At 63.4% G+C, this 23,656-nt stretch carries 21 protein-coding genes; 4 read left to right on the top strand and 17 right to left on the bottom strand.

All coding sequences use genetic code 11. From position 1 onward, the window contains the following. Positions 1–47: 47 nt before the first annotated feature. The 16 genes from IPV69_RS02395 to IPV69_RS02320 form a co-directional block, all read right to left on the bottom strand. Positions 48–782, bottom strand: coding sequence for a glycosyltransferase family 2 protein (locus IPV69_RS02395; RefSeq protein WP_206293318.1), 735 nt, complete (start codon positions 780–782; stop codon positions 48–50). Then, positions 779–1,480: a phosphatase PAP2 family protein gene (locus IPV69_RS02390; RefSeq protein ID WP_206293317.1), complete on the bottom strand. Its 702-nt coding sequence runs from the start codon at positions 1,478–1,480 to the stop codon at positions 779–781. Before IPV69_RS02390 ends, IPV69_RS02395 begins: the two co-directional genes overlap by 4 nt. 134 nt (positions 1,481–1,614) lie before the next feature. Next, entirely contained in the window at positions 1,615–3,441 is a 1,827-nt protein-coding gene (locus tag IPV69_RS02385; protein WP_206293316.1) for a glycosyltransferase family 39 protein, read from the bottom strand. 393 nt (positions 3,442–3,834) lie between these two features. Then, positions 3,835–4,464: a sulfite oxidase-like oxidoreductase gene (locus tag IPV69_RS02380; protein WP_206293315.1), complete on the bottom strand. Its 630-nt coding sequence runs from the start codon at positions 4,462–4,464 to the stop codon at positions 3,835–3,837. Positions 4,465–4,557: 93 nt separating this feature from the next. Next, positions 4,558–6,408: a polysaccharide lyase gene (locus IPV69_RS02375; RefSeq protein WP_206293314.1), complete on the bottom strand. Its 1,851-nt coding sequence runs from the start codon at positions 6,406–6,408 to the stop codon at positions 4,558–4,560. Between the two features lie 203 nt (positions 6,409–6,611). Next, positions 6,612–8,339 (bottom strand): HD domain-containing phosphohydrolase, encoded by a 1,728-nt coding sequence (locus tag IPV69_RS02370; RefSeq protein ID WP_206293313.1) that lies wholly within the window; start codon positions 8,337–8,339, stop codon positions 6,612–6,614. A gap of 28 nt (positions 8,340–8,367) precedes the next feature. Further along, positions 8,368–8,781 (bottom strand): response regulator, encoded by a 414-nt coding sequence (locus IPV69_RS02365; RefSeq protein ID WP_206293312.1) that lies wholly within the window; start codon positions 8,779–8,781, stop codon positions 8,368–8,370. After that, positions 8,774–9,901 (bottom strand): sensor histidine kinase, encoded by a 1,128-nt coding sequence (locus IPV69_RS02360; protein WP_206293311.1) that lies wholly within the window; start codon positions 9,899–9,901, stop codon positions 8,774–8,776. The genes IPV69_RS02365 and IPV69_RS02360 overlap by 8 nt, the downstream gene beginning before the upstream one ends. 90 nt (positions 9,902–9,991) lie before the next feature. Beyond that, on the bottom strand, positions 9,992–11,182 hold the full coding sequence (locus tag IPV69_RS02355) for a tetratricopeptide repeat protein (protein ID WP_206293310.1): 1,191 nt from the start codon (positions 11,180–11,182) through the stop codon (positions 9,992–9,994). A 132-nt stretch (positions 11,183–11,314) separates the two neighbouring features. Continuing rightward, a complete protein-coding gene (locus IPV69_RS02350; RefSeq protein ID WP_206293309.1) occupies positions 11,315–13,510 on the bottom strand; it encodes a secretin and TonB N-terminal domain-containing protein in 2,196 nt (731 codons plus the stop codon). A 402-nt stretch (positions 13,511–13,912) separates the two neighbouring features. Continuing rightward, positions 13,913–14,449, bottom strand: a complete 537-nt coding sequence (locus tag IPV69_RS27680; RefSeq protein ID WP_206293308.1) for a type II secretion system protein — start codon at positions 14,447–14,449, stop codon at positions 13,913–13,915. Between the two features lie 124 nt (positions 14,450–14,573). Then, a complete protein-coding gene (locus IPV69_RS02340; RefSeq protein WP_206293307.1) occupies positions 14,574–14,825 on the bottom strand; it encodes a hypothetical protein in 252 nt (83 codons plus the stop codon). A 54-nt stretch (positions 14,826–14,879) separates the two neighbouring features. Continuing rightward, entirely contained in the window at positions 14,880–15,413 is a 534-nt protein-coding gene (locus IPV69_RS02335) for a prepilin-type N-terminal cleavage/methylation domain-containing protein (RefSeq protein WP_206293306.1), read from the bottom strand. A gap of 225 nt (positions 15,414–15,638) precedes the next feature. Continuing rightward, positions 15,639–16,109, bottom strand: a complete 471-nt coding sequence (locus IPV69_RS27675) for a prepilin-type N-terminal cleavage/methylation domain-containing protein (RefSeq protein ID WP_206293305.1) — start codon at positions 16,107–16,109, stop codon at positions 15,639–15,641. A gap of 896 nt (positions 16,110–17,005) precedes the next feature. Continuing rightward, complete coding sequence (locus IPV69_RS02325) at positions 17,006–18,094, bottom strand: hypothetical protein (protein WP_206293304.1); 1,089 nt, start codon at positions 18,092–18,094, stop codon at positions 17,006–17,008. A 52-nt stretch (positions 18,095–18,146) separates the two neighbouring features. Further along, complete coding sequence (locus IPV69_RS02320) at positions 18,147–18,875, bottom strand: protein kinase domain-containing protein (protein ID WP_206293303.1); 729 nt, start codon at positions 18,873–18,875, stop codon at positions 18,147–18,149. Positions 18,876–19,126: 251 nt separating this feature from the next. On the opposite strand from IPV69_RS02320, the gene IPV69_RS02315 reads away from it, so the two are divergent. The 4 genes from IPV69_RS02315 (at position 19,127) to IPV69_RS02300 (ending at position 22,422) form a co-directional block, all read left to right on the top strand. Beyond that, positions 19,127–19,525, top strand: coding sequence for a hypothetical protein (locus IPV69_RS02315; protein WP_206293302.1), 399 nt, complete (start codon positions 19,127–19,129; stop codon positions 19,523–19,525). 261 nt (positions 19,526–19,786) lie between these two features. After that, positions 19,787–20,863: a serine/threonine-protein kinase gene (locus IPV69_RS02310; RefSeq protein WP_206293301.1), complete on the top strand. Its 1,077-nt coding sequence runs from the start codon at positions 19,787–19,789 to the stop codon at positions 20,861–20,863. 141 nt (positions 20,864–21,004) lie between these two features. Then, positions 21,005–21,397: a zinc ribbon domain-containing protein gene (locus IPV69_RS02305; RefSeq protein WP_206293300.1), complete on the top strand. Its 393-nt coding sequence runs from the start codon at positions 21,005–21,007 to the stop codon at positions 21,395–21,397. A 14-nt stretch (positions 21,398–21,411) separates the two neighbouring features. Next, entirely contained in the window at positions 21,412–22,422 is a 1,011-nt protein-coding gene (locus tag IPV69_RS02300) for a hypothetical protein (RefSeq protein WP_206293299.1), read from the top strand. A gap of 5 nt (positions 22,423–22,427) precedes the next feature. Here IPV69_RS02300 and IPV69_RS02295 read toward each other — a convergent pair whose 3' ends face one another. Then, entirely contained in the window at positions 22,428–23,303 is an 876-nt protein-coding gene (locus IPV69_RS02295; protein WP_206293298.1) for an alpha/beta hydrolase, read from the bottom strand. Positions 23,304–23,656: the final 353 nt, after the last annotated feature.

Raw genomic sequence — 23,656 nt, 5'->3', positions numbered from 1 at the left:
TCCTCCACGCGGGTACGCGCATTTCGACGGGTCGGGATGAGGGCAATCTATTCCCGCGGCACTTCATCCGCCTGCGAGCGGATGTACCGCTCCTTCATCCACCGCACGCCCAGCAGATCGATGAACGCTCGCAGCGCGCGGTTGCCGAATCCGTACTTCGCCGTGCCGGCAAAGCGCGGGCTGTGCTTGACGGGAACTTCCAACACCTTGTAGCCGCGCATCTTCACCAGCGCCGGGAAGAAGCGGTGCGCGCCGTTGAACAGCTTCAAGCCCTTGATCGTGTGCGAACGGTACACCTTCAGACTGCATGCCGAGTCGTTGATGTTGTCCTGGCTGATCCAGTTGCGAATCTTGTTGGCCTGGCGGCTCTGCCAGCGGCGGAAGTTGGTGTCCTGGCGGTCCTTCCGCCAGCCGTTGATCAGGTCGTAGCCGCCGTCCTGATCGAGCATGGGGAGCAGGCGAGGAATCTCCTCGGGGTCGTTCTGCAGGTCGGCGTCGATGGTGGCGATGATGTCGGCTCGGGCGGCGGCAAAGCCGGCCTCGAACGCCGCCGACTGCCCACCGTTCTTCCGCATCCGCAGCACCCGCAGCCAGGGGTACTTCTGCATTCCCTCGGCGAGCAGCCGAGGCGTATCGTCCTTCGAGCCGTCGTCGACGACGATCGCCTCGAAAGGCTTGTTCAGCACGGCCAGGGCGCTGTCCACGCGGGACAGCAGGGTCGGGACGATCTCCTGCTCGTTGTAGCAGGGGATGACGAGTGAGAGGAAAGGCTTGTCAGTCATGCGTGTGGGCGGGAGTTTAAGGTGGGTGGGTCGGAAATGCGAAGGTCGGCTCCTTGTCGCTCGGCACGCCGTCGCGTGACGACTTCGAACAGTCTCACCACCGCCCACGTCGACAGGCACCCGACCGCCGCTCCGACCACGCTGTCACTGAAGTAATGGGCGTTCTCGACGACGCGTTCGACTGCCGTCGCCGAGGCGCAGGCAAAGAACACCGGCCACCACCCCGGCAGCAATCGCGATACCGCCGACGCCCACGCGAATGCCAAGGCAGCATGCCCCGACGGGAACGAGAGATTCTTCTCGGCGACAATCAGGCCGCCGATGCCGCCGATGAACAGATCGAACGAGAATGGTTCGATGCCGATCTCCGACACCGGTCGTTTTCGGCCGGCAATCCATTTGAGCACACTGTTCAGCGCCGAGATCGCGCTGGCACCCAGCACCAGCCCCGCCGCCTGCCAGCGGGTGACGTTGCGTCTGACGTACAGCCACGCGAGAAGAATCGCCGAGCAGAGGGTGACGAGGTATTCGCCCGGTGCCTTGAGCAATCGGATGAACCAGTGCTTGTTGTTCAGTCCGAAGGGCTCGCGGTCCCATCCCTGGTCGTGCACCCACTGCGCGACGGGACGATCCAGCATCAACGCGATCGTGATCGCGATGATCCAGAGGGTGAGAATGACCAGCGTCTTACGCGACATGCGATCCAGATCGGACGTTAAAGAACCAACCGTGAGTTTTTAGCGCCATCCCCGAAGGGGTGGGCTCGGCGCGAATCGCGCAACGCATGTCATCGGCGCCGAACCCACCCCTTCGGGGATGGCGCTAAAAGAATTCAGTGCGAGACTTTCTCCGGGGCCGGGCGCGTCATCCCTTTAAACCCGTAACACTTGAAATACCGGAACGACCGCACGTCCAAACCGTCCGTCACGATCTCTACTTTCAGGGCTCGCTGGATCGGTATCTCGATCCACTTGCCGTCGACCTGCTTCATTCGCGTTGAAGTCACCCCTTCCACGCGCTCGAACGCGTTGAGCAGATCAGGAAAGGGCATCTCGTGCCGGCCAAGGAAGATCGCGTTCTTTCCGACCAGCGGCGAATCGGGGCCGAGGTTGCGGTCCGGCCAGACGTCGTACTGCGTCATGCGGCCCGGGTCTTCATGATAGTAACTCGATGCGGCGTAGGTCGGAGGCTGGCCGTCCAGGTAGAACGCAACCGCCGCCGCCTGCTGGTAGTCGTGGCAGAGCATGAACGAACCGGGGCCGATGTCCTTCAGTTCCTTCGACAGGGTCTGGCAGGCCTCTTTCCACCCTTTGAGCTTGTAAGTGAAGTCCACCCGCTGCGCATCGACCGGCTCGCCGGGGATCGCCTTGGCCACCATCGCCCGCCAGCCCCCCTGCTGGGTCCACGGTTCCTTCAAAGGGATGATGTTCTGGTTGGCCCAGCGGATCGACGGGTACAGCAGTTCGGCGTGATGCGAGACCGGGAGCACGATCAGGCCGAAGATGATCGTGAACCAGAACCAGGCCCGCCAGCCGCGCCATGCGGCGAGCGATACGAGCCGAGTCGAAAGGAAATAGCCCGCCAGGATCATCAGCGTGAAGTAGGCCGGTGCGGGCCAGTTCATCTGGACCTTGGCGCGAAGCGCGGTGAAGAATGTGAATGCCAGGAACGTGACGCCGAAGACGGCGAGGAAGCGGAGTTGGCGTGTAACGGGCACGCCAACGTGATCGGGTGCCATGGGCTGCGGTACTCCGCTGCCCGTGGTTCCCTGGCCACCCTTTCGGCGAACCGTGTGCAGCACACCGGCGAGCATGAACAGCGCAATGCCGGGCCCGAGGATGCCGATCTGCCCGCCGACGAATTCCAGCACGTTACCGAAGGAAAACTTGCCACCGGTCGCGCCGGTCTGCGTCGTCACATGCTGGAACGACACCCAGTCGTGGCGGGTATTCCAGACGATGACCTGTGTTGTGAACAGGCACGCGATGCCGACCGCGACCCACGGCCAGCGGCTTCGCAGCCAGCGGCGGCTGGGCGCATCGACCGCCAGCGCCAGCAGCATCGGGATGAACCAGAGGAACATCGCGTACTTCGCGAGGAAGCCGATGCCGGCGACGATGCCGATTACCGGCCACGGCCATCGCTTGCCGTCGAACATCGCGATTGCCAGCAGGTACGTCGCCAGCGCCCAGCAGAAGTAGAACGGCGGGTCGATCGTCATCAGCATGCTGCCGGCGACGAACAGGGGAACAAAGTGGTAGAGCGCAACCACGCCCAGCGCGAGCTTGTCGGACCGAAACAGCTTACGCGTCAGTAGGTAGGTGACCAGCGAAGTCATCGCCCCCAGCACCAGGGCCGGATACCGGACGGCGGGCATGTTGTCGCCGAAGATCGCCGTGCTGCCGGCGATGATGTACGCGACCAGCGGCCCCTTGCTGTAGTAGCTCAGATCGAGATTCCGAGACCATTCCCAGTATTGCGCCTCGTCGCCGGCCAGGTCGATCGGGCAGTCGTTGTGCAGGTAGTGAAGATGGCCGAAGAATCCGAACGCCAGGAGCAACAGCAGCAGAACACGGCAGACGGCAGGCGTCAGCCAGCGCAGACGCCAGACGGGGTTGGCGGGCGGCGATTGGGGATTCGACGACGCAACAGCATCCATGCGGGGCCGGATTCTACGGAAGAACGCCGGAATCGCGAATCGTAGGGTCCGCCTTGGCGGACGCGTTTCGCCGTATATCATGAAGAGATAGATAGGCGGAAGTATGAAGCTGCTTACGGGAGTCTTGATTGGTGTCGCGGTTTGCCTCAGCGCCTTCGGCATTTGGGGATGTTTCACACAGAGTGGCCTACGTCGTTTCAACGATGCAGACGGTGTATACCCCGTCTACGCACTGATCATCGGATGCCCACTCTTTCTGCTCGGCATTTTCATCTTGCTGCTGATTGCTAGCCTTTCACGCAAGCGTGCCCCTGGTGCCGGCTTCCCGGTTGTCCCTCCGAAGTAGCCTACGGAGCGCCTACCCGATGGCCGTCGCGTCCGCCAAGGCGGACCCTACCAGCCGTATCGCTCTTCCTTCCAGGGGTCGCCGTTCATGTGATATCCGTTCTGCTCCCAGAAACCCGGCGCATCGGTCTTGCGGAGCTCGATGCCGCGAATCCACTTGGCGCTCTTCCACAGGTACAGCCGTGGCACGATGCCGCGGAGCGGCCAGCCGTGGTCGGGGGTGAGGTCTTTGCCGTCCCAGGCCCAGGCGAGGATGCAGTCATCGCCGGTGAAGGCTTCCAGGGGCAGGTTGGTCGTGAAGCCGTTCTCGCCGTGACACATGACAAATCGCGCTTCGGGGCGCGGCTTGGCGCGATCGATCAGCAGTTTCGTGGGCACGCCGGTGAAGACGTTGTCGAGCCGGCTCCAGTGGGTCACGCAGTGCATGTCGCAGACGACATCGACCGGCGGCATGGCGCGGATCTCATCGTACTTCAGCTCGTACGGCGCATCGCACGCGCCGAAGATCCGCAGCCGCCAGTTCTCGGCGTGCGGATTGACCTCTGGCACGTTGCCGTAGTGCAGCACCGGCCACTTGACCGACAACACCTGCGCCGGCGGCGTTCGCGCTTGGCGGTCGCCGCCAGCGCGAAGGGTATCGGGGGAAATGATGCGCGGCCGTGGGGAAGAGTCACTCATGCGGACAAGATTCTACGCCGCGTACCGCCCAATAGAACAGCCAGCGCGTCGCGAGAGGCGGTTCGACAGGTGTCTGCGGTGCTGCTGCCGCAGTCATGGCGTCGCCGCCGACACTTCGAGGTAGTCGAGCCTTGTTGTGCCGGTCGGGGCCGAGCCGATGCCAAGCGTCAGGCGACCGTCGGTCACTTTGACGGTCACCGACCGGCTGCTGAAGACGTTCGCCGCCAGCGACTGGTAGTTGAACAGTTGCACGCCCTCGACCCAGAGATTGTTTTTCGATGCCGCTGCGGCGTCGCCGACAGACAACTTGACGACGTACGTCCCGTTGGGGACCGCCAGTTCCCAGCGGGCACCCGCCTTGACCGCCACATTGGTATCGAGCAGTTGGCTGGCATTGATGCCGCGATCGACGACGGCGTCGGCATGGGCGGTGCTCCAGCCGTAGGTTCTGCCGTTCTGGGCGGTGTACGTCTTGCCCGAATCGATGATGTATCCCGCGACCACCGCCGACGTGGCCGGTTGAAAGTTGATCTTCGCCGGGGTGAACGATCCGCCCGGTGGTGGAGGTGGTGGCGGTGGCGGTACCGGGTTGGCCGGCGTGACTTCAATGTAATTGATGCGTGTCGTGCCGGTCGCCGCCCCGCCGACCTCGAGTGTCAGTCTCCCGTCCGTTACGACTGAGGTTGTCGTGACCGTCGCAAAGACGTTGGCCGGCTGCGACTGGTACCGAAGGGCCCAGTTGCCCTCCACCCAGATGTTGTTCTTCGTCGCGACAGCGGGGTCGCCGACGGCGACTTTCACCGTGTAGGTGCCGTTCGGAACCGCCAGGTCCCACCGGCCGCCGGCTTTCACACTCACGACGGTGTCGAGCAACTGTTCAGCGTTGATGCCCCGGTCGAATACGGCATCTGTGTGAGACGCCGCCCAGCCGTACATCCGGCCGAACTGCGCCGAATAGGTCTTGCCGGAATCGACGAAGTAGCCGGCAACCGGGGACGCCTCGGCCGGCTGAAAGTTGACCTTTACCGCGACGGCGGTCGGAGGGGGCGGTGGTGGTGGTGGTGGTGGTGGTGGTGGTGGCGGGACTGGTGGCACCGGTCCCGGCGAGACCATGGCCAGCGATCCTCCCTCCCCGGCGATCCGCAGTTCGTCGTGGTAGACGACCTTCACCGGCGTTACCGGATGCGTGTCCAGCTGGTAGTCCGGGTGATACACCCCGATCTTGATGTAGTTTCCGTAGAAGTCGTTGAACGTGTTCGGGCCGGCACGATCGATGAGCTGTGTGCCGTTCTTCCAGACCTCCAGGTCGCCGTCACTTTCGTAGGACCACTTCACGTGGAACACCCAGTCTGTCCAGACGCCTTTGGTCAGCGGGTAGTAAAACTCGGCGCGGCCGCCGTTGGGCGCCGGCGGGTTCCACGATTCCCCCACCGGATTAACGGCCCGCTTGTCCCATCGCGTATCCACCTGCCAGGTGCCGTTAACGATCGCCAGTGTCAGCGGCGGTACGCGCCAGCTTTCGCCGAGGGCCCAGTCAGGCGTCTCGTGCCACTGGGCGACGATGTCGCGCCAGGGGTCGTCCGCGTAGTCGGCCGGAACGAAGATGGAAAAGCCGTACCACCGTTCGGCATGCGCGGGCTCCGGTGGAAGCAGATAGAGCTCGGACCTCTGCTGACCGGCCGGCAGAACAAACTTGCCGACGGAACTTCCGGCCCGTGGGGTTACCTCTGTCGCATTGGCTGTGGTGATCCGGTCCGGCCCCTGATCGACCGTCCAGAGGTCGAATGCCGGCGTCTCGAAGTCTTCATACAACAGAATCGGCGCCGGACCGGACGTCGCCATCAGCAGCCGCGACTCGAGCTGTTCGACCCGACGAACAACGGTACCGGGGCTGGTAGAGCGTGTGGCCCCGGAGGCCGTGGCGGGCTTGTGGCGGCGCGTCATCGAAGGCACCCCTCTTACACGGGCGAAACAAGAACCCCTTCTGCAACGTCCCACACAGGGACGATGCGTAGGGTTGCTTACCCCGATTACATTGCAATACGGGTGACGTTGCACCGGAGGCGGCCCGGCCGGGGGTGTGACTTGACGGACAAAAGGTCCGACATCCCAAGATGACGTGATGAATCTGAATCGGCGTGGCCCGTTCAGGCGGCGACGCGGCTTTTGGCGGGTTCCTGCTTGTCGATGAGTTGCTTGCTCCGCTCCTTGTGGTCGCGAAGCAACTCACGCAACGCGTCGGGCGTCGTCCGCAGGAATGCCTCGGCCAGGAACGGGTCGAACTGCGTGCCGCTGCAACGGCGAATCTCGCACATCGCCACTTCGATCGGCAGGGCTTTGCGGTACGTGCGGCTGCTGGTCATGGCGTCGAAACAGTCGGACATGCAGATGATCCGCCCCATGATCGGAATCTTCTCGCCCGCCAGGCCGTAGGGATAGCCTTTGCCGTCATACCGCTCGTGATGATGCAGTACGCCGGGCAGAATCGGCTTGAGCTGTTTCACATCCGACAGGATGCGTGCCCCGATCTCCGGGTGCTTCTTGATCTGCTCGAACTCTTCGGGGGTCAGCCGGCCGGGCTTCTGAAGCACCGCCTCGGGTACGCCGATTTTGCCGACGTCGTGCAGCAGGCCGGCCATGTAGATCTGTTCGACCTCGGTGTCCCGCAGCTTCATCTGCTGGGCGAGGTAACGGCTCAGCAGCGCGACGCGCTCGCTGTGGCCGCAGGTGTAGGCGTCCTTGGCGTCCACGGCGCTGGTCAGCGCGTGCAGCAGACCCATCATCAGGCCGTGAACGTCGTCGAACAGCGTGGCGTTCTCGAGGTAGATGCCGGACTCGTTGGCGATCGATGTCAGCAGCTTGGTGTCGACGGATCCGAAGTCGTCGTCTTCCTTGTCGAGCGCGAACAGCACGCCGAGCACCTGGTCCTGTCGCTGAACGGGAACGGCGATCAACTGCCGGGCGTGCACCGAGAGCCAGCCGAAGACGGGATCGATCGCAAGGCGATCGATCATCAGCGGGCACTTTCGGCGGCGCAGAACGACGAGCAGCTCGCTGGAAATGCGATCCACTTCAGCCGGGGACAGCGCCAGGCGGCCATAGACGGCCGGCTCCGGGCAGTCCTGCATGGGCAGGTCGAGCGCCACGCCCATCCCGCGCACGTTCATCACCTGCATTACGTCGAGGCACGCCTGCTTGAAGAAGTCGCCGGTGCGGCGATTGACCTTCATGCCGCTGGAAAGCTGGTAGATGAGGCCCAGTTCCTCGTAGGTGTCGGACAGGTGCTGGCTGAGGCTGTCGAGCTCGCGCTCGAGTCCGCTGATGCGCGACTGATCCTTGATCGCCGCCGCGATCAGGCCGGCCTGCACATTCAGGGCGTTCATCGAATAGCCGGGGAGTTCGTCGGCGAGTGCCGGGAGCCCTTCGGAATCAACACCGAGTTTTCCGCACACGCGAAGCACGTCTTCGGTCAGCGAGAATGCGTCGGCACGAGCGGCGACGATCAGCACGCCGGTCACGGTCTTCTTCTCGGCCAGTGGAATCGCGACGAGGTGAATCCCCGGGATCTGCCTGAGGCCGAGAGCGGCCGGCGCGAGGACCGCATCAGTCCCGGCAAGGATCGCCACGGGCAACGCACGATTGCCGAGCAGATGAGGCTGCCGCAAGGCGGGAAGTGCGTAGTGCTGGAAGAACTGAGCGGACCTGGCATCAAACTCGACGACCGCTCCACTGACCTGCACAAGCGCGATCAGCAAACCGCCGGAGCGGAACCGCTCGGCGAGTGCGTCGAACGAGCCATCGTGCATCAACGACACGGGGCCGCCCGTCTTAGCCGACGAAAGTGTCGCGAGATTGGGAGTCGTCTTCAAAGCCATGGGTAGAACAACTGCTAGAGCGACAGAATCAGGCGGCCTTTCCGGTGAACAGATCAGCCACGGTCAGCAGCAGGTGCCTGGGGCTGAAGGGCTTGCTCATCATGCAGCGAATGCCGCTTTGCTTGGTTTCGAGTTCTTCCAGGTGGTAGCCGCGGGCGGTCAGCATGATCGCCGGGATGCCCGCCGTCGTCGGGTCCTGCTTTAGGCGGCGGCACAGCTCCAGGCCCGACAGCATGGGCATGTGGTAGTCGGTGATGAGCAGATCGGGGTGCTCGCGCACGGCGATGTCCAGTGCTTCCTGGCCGTCGCAGGCGGTCAGCACGCGATAACCGGCGCCGCGCAGCTTCAGCGACACGACGTTGAGAATGTGAGTCTCGTCGTCGGCAACCAGGATGGTCTTCTCGCCATCGGAAGCACCGGATGTGTTGGGGGTTTCAATCATTTTTCACCTCGACAGGCGACAACGAGACAGCGGGAGGCAAGCCGGCTGGCGTCAAAGTCACGGCCTGCGATACCGGCAGTGCAAAGCCCAGCGTGCAGGCCGATCCGGACACACGGACGATCGTTTCGCCGCCGTGTATCGCTTCGATAACGCGTCGCGACAGAGCCAGCCCGGCGGCACCCGGAGGCACGGTGCGATCGTGCTTCTTTCCGCCGCCGTAAAAACTATCGAGCGGATGAGGGAGGTCCTTTGGGGGAATCCCGGTGCGATCGCCGGTAATCTCCAGCAGAACGTTGCGATCCGTCGTGTTTGTGCTGGTTCGGACGGATACCCGATCCCCGGGGCCGGCGTGCTTCACGACGTGGGCGAGCAGGTTGCGGATCGCCTGCGCGAGGAGTTCGCGATCGGCCTCGACAACTTGGGACGCCGATGCCAGGTCCAGTTCGACCGTCACCTTTCGCAGATCAGCCAATGCGATCACCCCATGCACCACCGGCGCGACCAGCGAATCGAGCGATGTGACTTCGGTCCGCACGGAGATCGCGCCGTTGTCGATCCGGGCGAGATTCAGCAGGCTGTCGAGCACCAGTGAGAGGCGTTCGGTCTCGGTGTGGATGATGCCGAAGAAATCGAGACGGGTTGCTTCGTCGAGGGGCTCGCCGTCCAGCAGAAGTTCGCTGTACGCGTGAATGGTCGCCAGCGGCGTGCGCGCTTCGTGGCTAATCAGGCGAATGAGTTCTTCCGAGGGTTTGGCCGGGTCGGCAGGCCGGGTCGCCGGGACGGATGCTGCCTCGGCCGCCTGTGCTGCCTGCAGGAGCGGATTGACGGCCGCCGCAACGCCGGCAAGGGTTTCTTCTTCGGACTGGCATCGCAACTCGGCTACCTTGAGCCTTGCTTCCAACTCGCGAACCTGCGATTCCAATTGCCCCACCATGCGGAGCTTGCGGGCCATGAACTCGCCCCACTGGCGGCGATTGATCTGCATCGCGATCAGTGCACACCCTCCGGCGACCAGCAGCAGCGCGCCCGACGCACCGAGCCATTCCGGCGCATCCAACGCGAGCACGCGCCCCGCGACCGACGCGCCCAGGCACGCGAACAGGAGGCTGAGGATGTGCATTCCGTTCGCTCGCCGCACCATACGCTCCGAGAATCCAACGCTCCCGTCACATCGCAAACGTCGCCATCACGCCACTCGCCCGATTCCCGCTCATTCCACGCCGGCCATCAGCTTGCGGGCCATTTCGTCGCTCGGGCGAATCTGAAGGGCACGTGCGTAATACTTCGCCGCCAGTTCGGGCTTGCCGCTCTTCTCGTAGACATAGCCCACCATGCAGAGCGCGACGGTGTCTTTCGGATCGAGTTTTGACGCGGCCAGGAACGCCTGGAGGGCTTCGTCGAATTTGTTCTGGCGGGTGAAGAGATATCCGAGGAGCAGGTGCGTTTCAGGGCGCTCGTCGTCGAAGCGGAGCGACTTCTTGAACGCCAGTTCCGCACGTTGAAGGTCGCCGCTTTCCAAAGCCGCCCTGCCAAGCCCACGCCAGATGGATGGGGAGAACTCGTCGAGACGGCTTGCCGACTCGTAGCTGTAGCGGGCATCGCGGGCCCGGCCGAGGATGACCTGGCATTCGCCGAGCATCGCCCAGAGGTCTGCCCGCTTGGCGAATGTTTCCAGGGCAACGAGCTTGGACAGCACGTCGGCCGTTTCGCGGTGCTGGCCGGCCTTGAACAGCGCCATCGCGAGCCGCTCCTTGATCGCCGGCTCGTCCTCGGCCAGTACGGTCGCCTGGCGGAAGTTACGGGCCGCTTCGGCGTACTTGCCCTGCTGCATGTAGAGCTGGCCGATCGCATCGCGGATCGTTCCGCTGTGTTCGAAGTAGTCGGCCTTGGATTGCAGGAGCTCCAACGCCTCATTAGCCCGATCGAGCGACACCAGCGACTCGGCGACCGCCAGCACGTACGCCAGCTCGGCCGGCGACTTCTCACAGGCGATCTTGTAATTCTCCAACGCCTTGTCGTTCTTCTGCCACCGCTGCATCACGATGCCCGAGAGGTAGTAGGCTTCGCCGTCGTTCGGCGTGATGGCGCGGGCGGCGATCAGTTCGCGCTCAGCGGATTCGAGCTGGCTCTTCTCGATATAGAGCCTGGCCGACACGAGCCGCGCCTGCGGGTTCTCCGGTGAAAGGCGCAGGGCATCGTCCACCGTCGTGCGGGCGCGATCCAGGTCGCCGTTGCGATACTGGTCCTTGGCGAGCGTCACCATCACGCCGGACCGGGCGGCCGCCCAGCGCTTCTGTGCGACCTCCTTCTCCGACGGCTTGTTGTCGCTCGATCCGCATCCGGTGACGGATACGAATATCGCGATGGGAAGAAAGGCCTGGGCGATGCAACGGAACGACATGCGGACCTCTGTTGGGTGCCACCAGCTTCCAGCCCTGTGGGGCCGGAGCTGCGCAGCACAAAAGAACCGATGCCGGTCTTCGCTCGTCGCGAGGACCGGCATCGGTTTCATCGACTCGATTGGGGGGCCGGATTACTTCGGTTCCGTCTCGATCGGCAACTCGGTAACCGTCGTCGCCGGCTCCACGGGCTTGGTCGCAGGAACGACCGGCTCGGGTTTATTGGCCACTTCAGGTTCACTCTCGGTCGGAACGTCCGGCTTACGCTCGGCGATGGTCGGCTGCGACGCCGGACCCGCGGCAACCGGAGCTTCAACCGGCTTGGTGGCCGGGGCTTCGGCCAGGGCCGGCTGGCTTGAAGGCGCAGAAACTTCCTTCGGCTCCGAGTCCGACTTCTTGGCCTTCACCGACCGCTCGCCGGAAGGCACTTCGATCGGCGGCGTATCGGACGGATACTTGAACTCCTTGCCCTTCTCGTCCATCACCATCTTCGCGACAAAGTGCTTGATGCTCGAGTTGTCGCTCGCCGAGGCTTCAATCCCCGACACCTTCGACTTCAGGTCGACGGCTTCCGAGAACTTCGGGTTCAGGTTGGTCGCCGAGTTCAGGTACCAGAGCGCCTTCTGGCGGTCCGGGTTCTCCTTGCGGAGCTCCGACTGGGCCTTTTCGAACCAGGCCTCGGCCATTCGTTCGCGGCCCCAGGGCATCAGGCCCTTGCGCATACCGACGCGCAGACGCTCTGATTCCTTCAGCTGATCCTCGCTGTACTTCGTGTACGACTTCTCGTCCTTCACAATGTGCGGGGTCAGCAGGATGATCACTTCTTCGCGGACGGTGTTGTCGGTCTGACGGCGGAAGGCCGGCCCGACGCCCGGCAGGCTGCCGAGGCCCGGCACCTGGCTGCGGGTGCGGTCGGTCGATTCACGGAACAGACCGCCGATCACGATCGTGTGGCCGTCCTTCACCATGACGTTGCTGGTCACCTGGGTGACGAACTTGTTCGGCAGGCCCTGGGCGTTGACCGAACCGCTGGAATCTTCCGGGTGGATTTCCATGCGGACGTATCCGCTGTCGCCCACATACGGGCGGAACGCCAGGCGGGTACCGGTGTCGAGGAACTTCACGTCGTCGGCGGTCAGTGTTTCGGTCGCGACGGCGGTGCGGTAACCCTGCTGGCTACCGACGTGCACTTCGCCCTTCTGCTTGTTAAGCACGAGCACCTTGGGGTTGGCCATCACGACAGTGTCGGTGACGCCTTCCAAGGCCGACAGGAACATGCCCACGTTGTTTTTGACGAAGCCGAGCTTCAGGCCCGACCCACCGGCCCGACCGCCGAACGCGCCCGCGTCGGTGATGCCACCGGCACCGGAGTTGTTCATGATCTGCCCGCTGAGGAGCTGGTCGACACCCGAGCCCGACGGCGTGGCAGAACCGATGCCGCCAAGGGTGTTGAAGTCGACACCGCCGAGCACCGTGAAGTCGATACCGAGGTCGTTGTTTTCCTGCAGGGTTGCACGAAGGATGACGGCCTCGACCAGGATCTGCTGCGGCCGGCGGTCGACTTCCTTCAGCACGGCACGGACCTGGTCCAGCCGTTCGGGGAAGTCTGTGACGACCAGCAAGTCTTCGGTGGCGTGGTCGTTGCCGCCGACGTCCGAGCCGCCGGCTTCAATTCCGGTCTTGGCTGGCGTGGTGAACGACACGGCGCCTTCGGTCGAGAGGACCGGCTTGATCATGTTGGCGGCGTTGGCGGCGGGCGTGTAGTAGAGACGGAACATTTCCGTCTTCTTCACGGCGGCGGCCTTCTCCATCTCTTCCAGTTCCTTCTGGGTGTAGACGAAGATGAAGTTGCCCTTCTCGCGGTAGTCGTAGCCGTTGCTCTTGAGGATCGCGTCGAGCGCTTCCTTGACGGTCACGTCGTACAGGTTGGCGGTGATCGTTCCGCGAACGTCCTTCGACGCGACGATGTTCTTCTGGCTCTGGATCGAAAGCATCTTCAGCACTTCGACCAGGCTGGCGTCATTCACGTGGACCTCGACGGTGCCGATGTCCTTCACCGCGACGCTGGTGGCGCCGGCAGGCTTGGGCGCGGCGACTGCCGCCGTCGGTTGAGTGGAAGGAGCGGCCTTGTCGGCCGGGGTGCCGGTGGGGTCGGCAAACACATCGGTCGATGCAGGTGCAGCGTCCTCCAGCGGCTTGACCTCGACCGGGCCCTTCGACTTGGTCGGGTTCTTTGCCTCGTTACCCGGCGCTGCCCGAAGGACCCCTTCGGAATAAACGGCCGACGCGGCCAAAAAAAGAAGCCCGGCGGCTTTGGTCCACTTGCGCATGACAGTTCCCTTCAATCCGACGGTCCTGACAACGCGACCCCGAGGCGTTTCGCCTTTGAAATGGGGATGCCGCGTGAAGACTCGACGGTACTTACCAGGCATCGTCGCTCGAAACGACTCGCAGGGGCCGGGCGGGATGCCCTTTCGACCGACCCTTACGGCCTGCCCGGTTTCGACCAGTGCCCTCTGCTTCCAGAGGACCCGGGCGAGACCGGATCGGCTTACACACAAAGCGACGCTTCTTCCCTCTCATGCACCTGCCCGCTTCGATCCGTCGCGCCTCTGGCTTGGCTCACGGCGAATCACTTATGCACGGGCGAGGACTTCATCAGAGTACGATTCAAAAGTCTCATCGGCGGGAAATCTGATGCACTTTCCCTCGCCAGCGACTTGGTTGACTGGTTACTGGACCGTCAGCTCGCCGCTGAACGGCGATACGGTCACGGTGAGCTGATACGTCCCGCTGCCCACGACCACCCTGCCCACGGTCATGGGGGTCAGCGCACCGGTACTGGCATTGACGGACTGCGGAATGCCCATCGCGTCGAACGCGATTGCCGAGTTGCCATCGAATGCAGCCGACACCAGGCTCATCTCTTTGAGCCCTCCCGCACTGGCGTCGCCGAAATAAACCTGGAAGGTCGAGCCGTCGACGGGGTTTTTGATCACCGTCGCCGGCGACCACTTGTCGAGGACCTTGTAGTTCTTGTTGACGACGTCGAACACGACGTAGTGCACTTTCTGCTGCGCCACCGCCCGATTCTGCGCATAGAGAAGGTCCGACATGACGACTCGGGCGGCGGCAGCGGCACGCTGGTCGTCGCGGGTCGCGATCTGGGGGATGATCGTCGCACTGATGATCCCCAGGATCACCACGACACCGAGTATCTCGATCAGCGTGAAGCCGCGACGTGACGAACGGGATATGGTGGCCGGCATTTGAAACTCCAGAACAACAGGAGGCCTATGGCCGGATGGCCTGACCCTTGTCAACGCGAAGCGCTCACAGGCACGCCAGGTTGACAAGGCGACACGGGCCAGACGGCCCGTGCCACGGCAGTTCTTACTTCTCGTCCTTCTCGACCTTCACGCGCAACTGACCGCTGGTCAGGGCGGCGTGGAGCTTGTCGACCTTGCCGTTGAGCGCCTTCAGCTCTTCGATCATCTGAAGCTGGCGTGCGCCCGGATCGGGAAGATTCAGTTCGCCGCTCTTGGCCGCCATGGCCGGCGATGAGCCGAGCCACTGCCCGGCCAGGAGCATGCCCTGGAGCACGACAACTGCGGTCAACAACTTCTGGGTGGTCGTGGGTTTCATACGAGGCAACCTTTCGCGGTGAGGCCCACGGCAGCGCCGCGGGCGTTCGGAGGTTCAATAGTTGGCAAAGGGCGTTCCGGCGCTGTCGAAGCCTTCCAGGTTCACCTGGAGCTTTTCGAGTTCGGGGTTGTAGATCCATCCGTGCGGCTGGCTGTTGTCGGCGGCCGGCATCGAGGCGCCGGTCACAACCAGAATTCCCGATTTCCCGTTGAGCGGGTTGGGCGGCATCTTCGTCAGGTAAGGGCCGTAGCGCACGGTGACCGAGGGGCTGGCGGCCGTCGTGCAGAACTCGTCGGAGAACCGCAGCATCTGGTCCAGGAACGTCGCTTCGTCCGGGGTCGCCGACCGGTCTCCGCCGGCATATCCCGGCACCACATCGCGGTGCTGGTACTTGAACGACGCGATCTGGGTTCGGAGATAGCGGAGGTCTTCGCGGAGGGTGCTCTCGCGGGCGGCCGTCGACGCGTTGGAGAACTGGGGCATCACGATGGACGCGAGAATCCCAAGGATGATCACGACGATCAGGATCTCGATCAGCGTGAAGCCGGATCGCGTCGCGACAGACGATCGGGGATGCGAGCGGGTCATGACGGTACCTCGTTGCAGGGGCCGCAGCAGCGTTGCGGGGCGGGTAACGGATTCCTCTTCAACCGGCCGTTCACGTCGATGGGTGGTGCATTCATTCCGGCACTCCGCCCGGACACCCTGCGATCGAGATCGCAAGGCGTCCGGGCTGGAGGGTTGATCAGGCGTTTGACGACTCCGCCTGCCGGTGTTTGAGGTTTGAATCGCCGAGCTCAGGCACTCATCCGATTAGGGGATGAGGGTCTTGCCGTCGATGTCGGTGCCCCAGATCTTGCCGGTGCCGGCGGCAGCGGCATAGTCGTAGACGAAACCGACCGAGGTCGCCGCGGCGGCCGAGCCGTCGCCGTTGGCAACAGTGCTCAGGCTGTTGAGCGAGTTAACCGGAGTGTCCTGCATGTAAGGGCCAAAGGTCTGGGCGCCGACAGCCGGGGTGGTCGAACCGGTCGCGTCCGTCTTCTTCGTCAGCTGATCCCAGTTGGTCACCAGGTCGGGCAACGCATCCTGGTGCTGCAACTTGTACAGCGCGATCTGGCTGCGGAGCGTTTGTACCGTCGTCTGCACGTTACTCTTGCGGGCGTCGTTGCTCGCCGAGCTGAACTGCGGGATGACGATCGCGGCCAGAATGCCGAGGATGATGACGACGATCAGGATTTCGATGAGCGTGAAACCACTACGCGACTTGCGAATCGTGCGATACATGGGGAACACCTTTCTGTGAAGGGGACGCGCGGGGCGGCACAAGGCCGGCCATCACGAATCGCGTCGCCGGATACAACGACAAACACAACACGACACTCGGTGTCGGAAGCGCACGCCAACGGCGAGCTGACTCCGACCACTTCCTTCGGTTCTCCCGGACTCACCACCAGTTCGACATGCGAGCCGTGGAAGTCGCGGAAAAGGGGGTTCGGCGTACCGCGTGCCGGGCGAAGATCCTGGGATCAACGCACCGCCGGGCGGACACACCGCGGGATGACAACCTCCTTCCGATTCAGACCTGCACTGGCCAGTCCCAGCATCGTCAACAGCGGTCGCCCACTTGACGTGCCTCTGTCCGCGACACTCCGGCCGGCCGAACAAACGGCCGGTAACACCGGTGCGGGCGGAACTGGACGCAGAACCGAGGAGAACCGACAGAACGGGTCGTGACGTGCATGCCCTTGCAGACCTCACAGCCCGCACAACGCGAGCGACAAGGCCCTTCACGAAAGGCTCAACGGCCTCTCAGGCAAACAGACACGAGCGATCCTTTCGGCGGCGTCCTCGCTCCGTCGGTGTCGTTTTGGCGACACCGCTCGGACCGGACGCTTTGCGCACCACAAGGTCAGACGCGGCCCGAACGGTCCACAAGTGAACCGCGCGAAACGCGATCGACCCCGCAGGCCGGGCGTGCGAACACACCCGAACGCCACCTTTCGATGGCTTAGCCCTTATCGGGGACCCTCGATCGACCGGCCGTACCCTGCGTTTCGCTCGTCGCGATCAGCAGGTCAGCCGGACAGGAATGGAAGTACGATTCGACTGGAACAGCGTCAAATGAAGCGGGAGAAATGGGCAAACTCGGCAAAGTTGCGATCGCAAGGCGATGCCAAACCTCACCCGGTCTTATGAATTGACATCTCGATCATGCGTCCGAGAACAGGCCAGCGCAACCGATGCGGATACGCCACTTCACAGAATGCCGTCGTCTGTCGTGACCCTTCCAGCTCGGCCTCGTAGATAAGGCGCATGTAGAACGGTGCCGAATCGACCACCCTGGGGCTGGTGAGCTTCAGATACGACGGGAAGTGAATCGTCTGCGGGTATGCCAGGCCGACAGCGGTGCGGCGACTCCAATCGACGGCCGCGTGACTGACGGCCAGTTCCGTTCTGCCAGAGACATCGGCGCGGACGAGGTGTATCTCGTCGGCAAGCTCGGCATTGCGGGCTCGCGCGAAATGAAACGTATACATCTGGTCGTCGGCAATCGCCCGCCCCCAGACCCATCGCTTCAGCCCCGGGCCGATCGGTGCGGTGCCGTAGTTGTGATCGTGGTATCCGCGACCTGCAAACGCGATCTCGCGCACCGCGTCAGACGCCCCGCCCTTCGGACCGAAGCGGATCGTTCCGTTCACCTGGCACATCGGATCGGCGATCACCCACTGGTGTTCCGCTCCCGAGAGCTTTCGGGAAAGAAACGTCCGTTCCATCGCCGGCCCGGGCACACGCGGGCGGAACGTCAACTCCGCCGACAGCACCTGATCGCCCAGCAGCTTGGGGCCCTGCCAGGTAAGCTTCCAGGGCGTGCCCAGCAGTTTCAGGCGCAGCGTGCCGTCAGGATCTCGGCCGACGTGGTTCGGGCCGATGCGCACGTCGGTTCGCTCGGCGGATGCGGCAAAGTCGGTCGGGGCGACCTGCGACATGAATTGGGCGGCGATCTTGCCGTCTTCGTAGACGACGAAGTACGCGCAGGGAAAATCCCCCGCCGTCGGCGGTGATCGCCGCGTCGGCCGCCGCAGAAAGCTCGCGTACCGCCGAAGGTAGCCGGGGTGGAAAACAAACCCTTCGAGAAAGATCGCGACGATCTGGATTCGCCCGCTGACGTCTTCCGCGTCGAAGTACCACCATTCATACCCGCCCGGCGCGGTGACATGGTGCCAGGCATCCGGATCGGCGGGCGGCGTAAACAGGGGGAGAACGTTCATGCGGGCGGATTGTAGGCGAAGGCCACCCCGGGCCCGCAGCCCCCTCGACGGCTCATTCCCAGTCGAGATTCTCGAGATGCCGCTGGATGTCCCCGGCGCTCTGGAATCGCTGGAGAATCAGCGTGTCCTTCAGCCCGCGAACGATCGCCTTGATGACCTTCGGCTGGGTCGCGTAGTGCTCGCGGCCGCCGACGATGGTGTGCAGCACTTCGACAAGGTTCAGGACATCCTTACGAATCTTGTCCTTGCCCGGGCGGCCGAGGTCGAAGAAGTCGAGCAGTTTGACTTCGAAGTCGATCCCCTGCCGGCGGATCATGATGTTGTGTTCGTGGATGTCGCCGTGGTACTCGCCGCGGGCGTGAATCGGGGCGATACCCCGGGTGAGCGTATGCAATACATGTAGCGCTTCGAACGCGCTGAGCCGTCCGCCCGGTTGCTGTTGCAGAAACTCGCTGAGCTTGAGCCCTTCGACGAGCTCGCTGATGACCACCGTGATCTTCTTCTTTTTGAAGTACGCCACCTCCTGGTGGTGATACTGCATCAGGATCGGACAGTGGCGCAGCGCGTCGAGCTTGCGGGCGTAGGTGATCGCCGCTTTTCCCGTGGGATCGCGGTGCGGATAGTAAAACTTGGCGGCCCGGCGGATGCCGGTCGTGCGTTCGACGATGGAATAGACTTCCCCCTCCCAGCCGCTACCGAGCTCGCGCTCAATCTGGTACTTGCCGGCGACGACCTTCCCCGGCGGGAAATCGAAACGTTTGACTCGGCCGGGTCGGTACATGCCCGGCATCGTCGCCCGGGAGGGGCGGGGAATCAACTGCAATACAACGGTTGAGCAAGCAACTAAAACGACCGATCCGAAGACCTCCTTTTAATTCCGGACCGCTCCGATTCCCGGGCGTGGAGCGGGCTCGATCAAGGCGCCGGCGAATCGCTGTAAGGCCCTCTCTTTAAGACGCTTACGTCGATGTCTGGTTTTCGCGTCCGTTTATAAGCGAATCCTTCGGCGGATGCGGTAAACTTGCCGCCCGGATGGACTTCCTCAAGACAGTTGGCGGAAAGATCGTCGGCGGGCTCGTCAGCGTGATTGTCATCGCTGCCGCAATCGCCCTTTGGCGCATGGACCCCGAGGTCCGCAGCGCCTGGCTCGGCGGCACCGGGAAATCGCTGGGCTGGTTCGCGCTCGTCGGCGCGGCTCCGTGGGCGACCTTCTTCCTCACCACCTGGGTCGCGAAGTTCGAGAACAACCTTGCCGGGGCGGCGCTCGTCGTTTTCTACACCGCCGTCGAAGCCGTTCTGCTCGCCTGGCTGTTCGACTGGGGCATCAGCGGCGCGACGGCGTGGATCTTCTTCGCGGCCGCGGTCATGCTGGCGTTGGTCTATAATATCCTGATCTGCGACTGGATCGCCGAGCGGTTCGGAGGAGCGTGACAGTCCGAAGCACCCGAACGCCGGTGCGACCGCCGGACGCACCCGCGTTGGATCGCCCGATGACCGGATGGCGGGCCGTCTACGAACCCGGCCCGATCCGCAGAACGCTGGGGACGATCGGTGAGTGGCTGGCCTGGATTTGGGACGGGACTCGCCGGGTCGTCGAATGCTGGATGCGTTGGAGTTGAAGGTGCGTTGCACTTGATGGGTGCGTGAGTTCCAGAGTCGGTACGTGCAGTTCAGTGTAGCGGGAGATGACAGATGCCTAATGCCAATCAACGTGTCGGGGAGCACGTGCTCCAGGAGCGAATCGCTTCCGGCGCGTTCGGTGAAGTCTGGAAAGCCAACCACCACGTCTGGCACGACCAGCTCGTGGCGGTCAAGATCCCGACCGATCCCAACTACGTCCGCGATCTTCAGCGAGAGGGGACGGCGATCCACGGTCTCCAGCACACGAACATCGTCCGCGCGATGGGTTTTGACCCCTACGCCGAGACGCCCTACCTGGTGATGGAGTATGTGCCGGGAACCAGCCTGCGCCCGCTGATCGTCAACAAGAAGCTGACCCCGACCGACGCCATCGCGGTGATGAAGCAGGTGCTGGCCGGGCTCTCCTACGCGCACAAGAACAACGTCGTTCACCGCGACATCAAGCCCGAGAACATCCTCGTTCACGAGCGGGCGTTCAAGGACGGGTTCAACACCGAAGGGGTCGTGAAGGTGACCGATTTCGGGCTGGGCAAGTCGACCGCGATGCGGGCCGAATCGATTGCGCTGTCGCAATCGTCGAGCGGCGACCACGCTCGCGAGATCGCCGGCACGCTCGAATACATGGCTCCTGAGCAGCGGCAGGGCGCTGCCGTCGACGGCCGCGCCGATCTGTTCGCCTGTGGCGTCGTGCTGTACGAGATGCTGACCGGCGAGAAGCCAGCCGGAACGGACGTTCCCAGCGACTTGAACCGCCAGAGCCCCAAGCACCTCGACGAGGTGTTCCGCCGGTCTTACGCGCGACTGGATAAGCGTTTCGCCAGCGCTGAAGAGATGATCCAGGCGCTGACGAGCGCTCCGCCGATCCCGGGCGGCATGAAGCCTAAGGCGGGCGTTCCCCCACTCCCCACCGGCAGGGTTGTTGCCCCGCCACCCATGACCGGCAAACGCACCACCTGCCCCCAGTGTCGAGGCGCGGTCGATGCCAACGACCAGTTCTGCATGCATTGCGGCGTTCAGATGGTGGAGAACGTACGCCGATGTCCCCAGTGCGGGGCTTACCCCGATCCGACCGACCACCACTGCATCTTCTGCGGTCAGACGCTGACGATGGAAGCCGGCATCAGGTGACAGAATAACCAGTCTCGGCGCGGCGTCTGGATGTAAACGCCGTGAAGCAAGCACGTTACCGCCGATGCCGGTGAAACTGTTACAAACAGGCCTGCCCTTTACACGCGTCCGTAGACTGACCCGTTGCTAGAATGGTGCAAAATGGTCGCGATGAGTTTCGGTGGAATCTTCTTTCTCGTCCTTCTCGTCATCGGCGTGATCGCGCTGACGATGCTGATCTTTGGCAGCATTGTTCTGGTCAAAGTCGTCCGATTGATCAGCCGTGGCATCGCAGGCTTGCTGGGCATGCCGGACCCGCGTCTGTCAATGCGTTCGCAAGCGGCGTCTTTGCGTTGCCCACGATCACGCTGCCACGCCGAAAATCACACAACAGCAAAGTTCTGTCGGCGCTGCGGAATGGGAATGAATGCCCTCGCCCAACGACATCCGACGGAAGTGCGTAGAACCGCAATGTCCTGGAATCGCTATTCTGATCCGAACCGGATCAGGGCTATCCAGCCGACCGGAGGGTTGTCTGACAATCAGCAAGCGTGAGTCCAGAGCCAACCGTGACCACAGGCCAACTGACAATTTCTGATCGACCCGGTTTGGTCCGGCCGGAAACGCCGGTCCGGATCGTCCCGTCGTCCGCTGCGGCGGTACGACCGGTCCGCGCCTCTATCGCACTGGCGGCACTGGATTCGGTGCGCTCGGTTGCGTCCAAGCCCAACTTCCTGACGTCCGTTGTTCTCGCGATCTTCTCGCTCGGCGTGGCTCCGGCATTGCGATGGTCGGCTCGATTCCGTCGCTCGGCCGATGCCAACCGCCGTGCACTACTCGAACTGGCCCGGTGGGGCGAGTCTCGTACCAAGGAAACCGAAGAACGCCGATTGCTTGCTGCGGCGTACCGGGTGCGTTTCTATCCGTCATTGTTGACGGTCGCGATGGTGGGCATCGTCGCTGCTGTCGGTGCCGTCGCTTGGGGCATCACACAGGTTACGCCGGGTCATGACCTCGGGTCATGGTTCATCGGGCTCACCTATGGCGCGCTCTGGCCGCGATACATCTCCGTCTCGGCCGAAACATCGTTCGTCGTCTTCGGCGTTTGGAGCCTCGGCCTGACGGTCGCCTACTCCGCTCATCTGCTGCAGGTTCACTTGTACGCCTGGTCGCTCCGGCGATTCCTTGACGAGTTCAACAAGCTCGCGATCGCCGAGGGCTACGCCCCGGTACTGCTGGAGCCGATCGGGTTCGGGCTGTCGCCGTGGCTGCTGTCGTGTGCGGCCCTGGCGATGCTGAGCGGGTTCTGGGCGATCCCCTTCGCGTTCGCCGGCGCGACCGACTGCCGCCTGCGTAGCCGGGCTTTCGGCCGGGTGAACAAGGCGCTCGCAGCTCGCGTACGCGACATCATCTTCTCGAAACCGACGTTCCATCGCCCCGGCGAAGGCCGCACGCCGGCGACATCACGCTGCGTGACCGACGGCTGCGCCACGCCGCTGGCCAGGTCGGCCCGATACTGTCCCCGCTGTGGCGTCGCTACCGGTGTCGCCACCATGCCTGGTCGCGCGGTCCGCGGCTGATACTGCTACCGCCCCGCCGCTGCCCCAAGCGATTCGGCCAGAAACGCCAACACAAGCTTCGTGCGGTCGGCGTCGAAGAACTCCTTCCCGCCGTGCTTGACGCCCGCAATCGCCTGGAACTTCACGCGGAGATGCGCCGCTTCATACTTTCCCCACAGTTCGATCGACTGGTTGATCGGTGCCTGCGGGTCCTGGTCGCCATGCAGCAACAACAGCGGCGGGTCATTCGCGTCCACGTGAAACACCGGACTGGCGAGCCTGGCGAGTTCAGGTTTCTCTGACGGCTGGCCGCCGAGCAGCAGTTGCAGGGCCGGCACACGCATCTTCAGGCCGTGCGGCGTGGACTGGTCCAGGATCGTGGTCAGATTCGACATGCCGTAGTAACTGACGATGGCCCGGACTGCCGACGACTGCTCCCTGTGGTCCCCCACGTCCCCCTCAAGTTCCTTGACCCCGCCACTGACACCCACGAGTGCAGCCAGGTGCCCGCCGGCCGAGTTGCCGGCAACCACGATTTGGTCGGCGTCGTAACCGTAGTCCTTCGACTTTGCCCGTAAAAATCGGATAGCGGCCTTGATGTCGTGGACTTGCGCCGGGAACGCGGCGTCGGTCGAGAGCCTGTAGTCCACGCTTGCCACCCCATAGCCAGCCTTCACGAGATCACCCAGCGGCATGTCGGCCTTCGACCCCGCTCGCCACGCCCCGCCATGAACCCAGACGATCAGCGGCGCGGCCTTGGCTTCGGGAAGGTAAAGGTCGAGCACGAGTTGGCGCTGGCCAACGGTCGCGTAAGTGATGTCGCGGACGACCCGTGGCTCGGCCGACGCGGCGGTTTGGAGCAAAGGAACCATCAGGACGGCGATCGGAAGGATCGATTTCACCGTGAGAGATGATACCCCCCGTGCCGCACGCAATAGACGCAACATCATGCATCGCGGGACGAAATTCTGAACCAGACGCAATAGATTCGTCGTCATGCGGATATGATGGTAAGGCCACAATGCTCAGGCACGTTTACAACTTCGCGACGCTGATAGCGCTGGTGCTTTCAGTTGTGATGCCCACGCAGTCGTTCGCGCCGCGCCCTTCCATGGCTTGCGACGGAGTGCCGGACTGTCCGATTATGGCGCGGCTGCATTCGGTCGCCTCAAGTCCAGCAGACTCCGAACATTCGTGTTGCTCCCCGGCACCCAAGGCGGGAACTCTCAGCTCCATCCCAGGCGACTTTGCGCAG

The sequence above is a fragment of the Humisphaera borealis genome (assembly GCF_015169395.1).
In the GTDB taxonomy this organism is placed as follows: domain Bacteria; phylum Planctomycetota; class Phycisphaerae; order Tepidisphaerales; family Tepidisphaeraceae; genus Humisphaera; species Humisphaera borealis.
The sequence above is the reverse complement of the archived record's forward strand: the minus strand, read 5'-3'. Positions and strand labels throughout refer to the sequence as shown.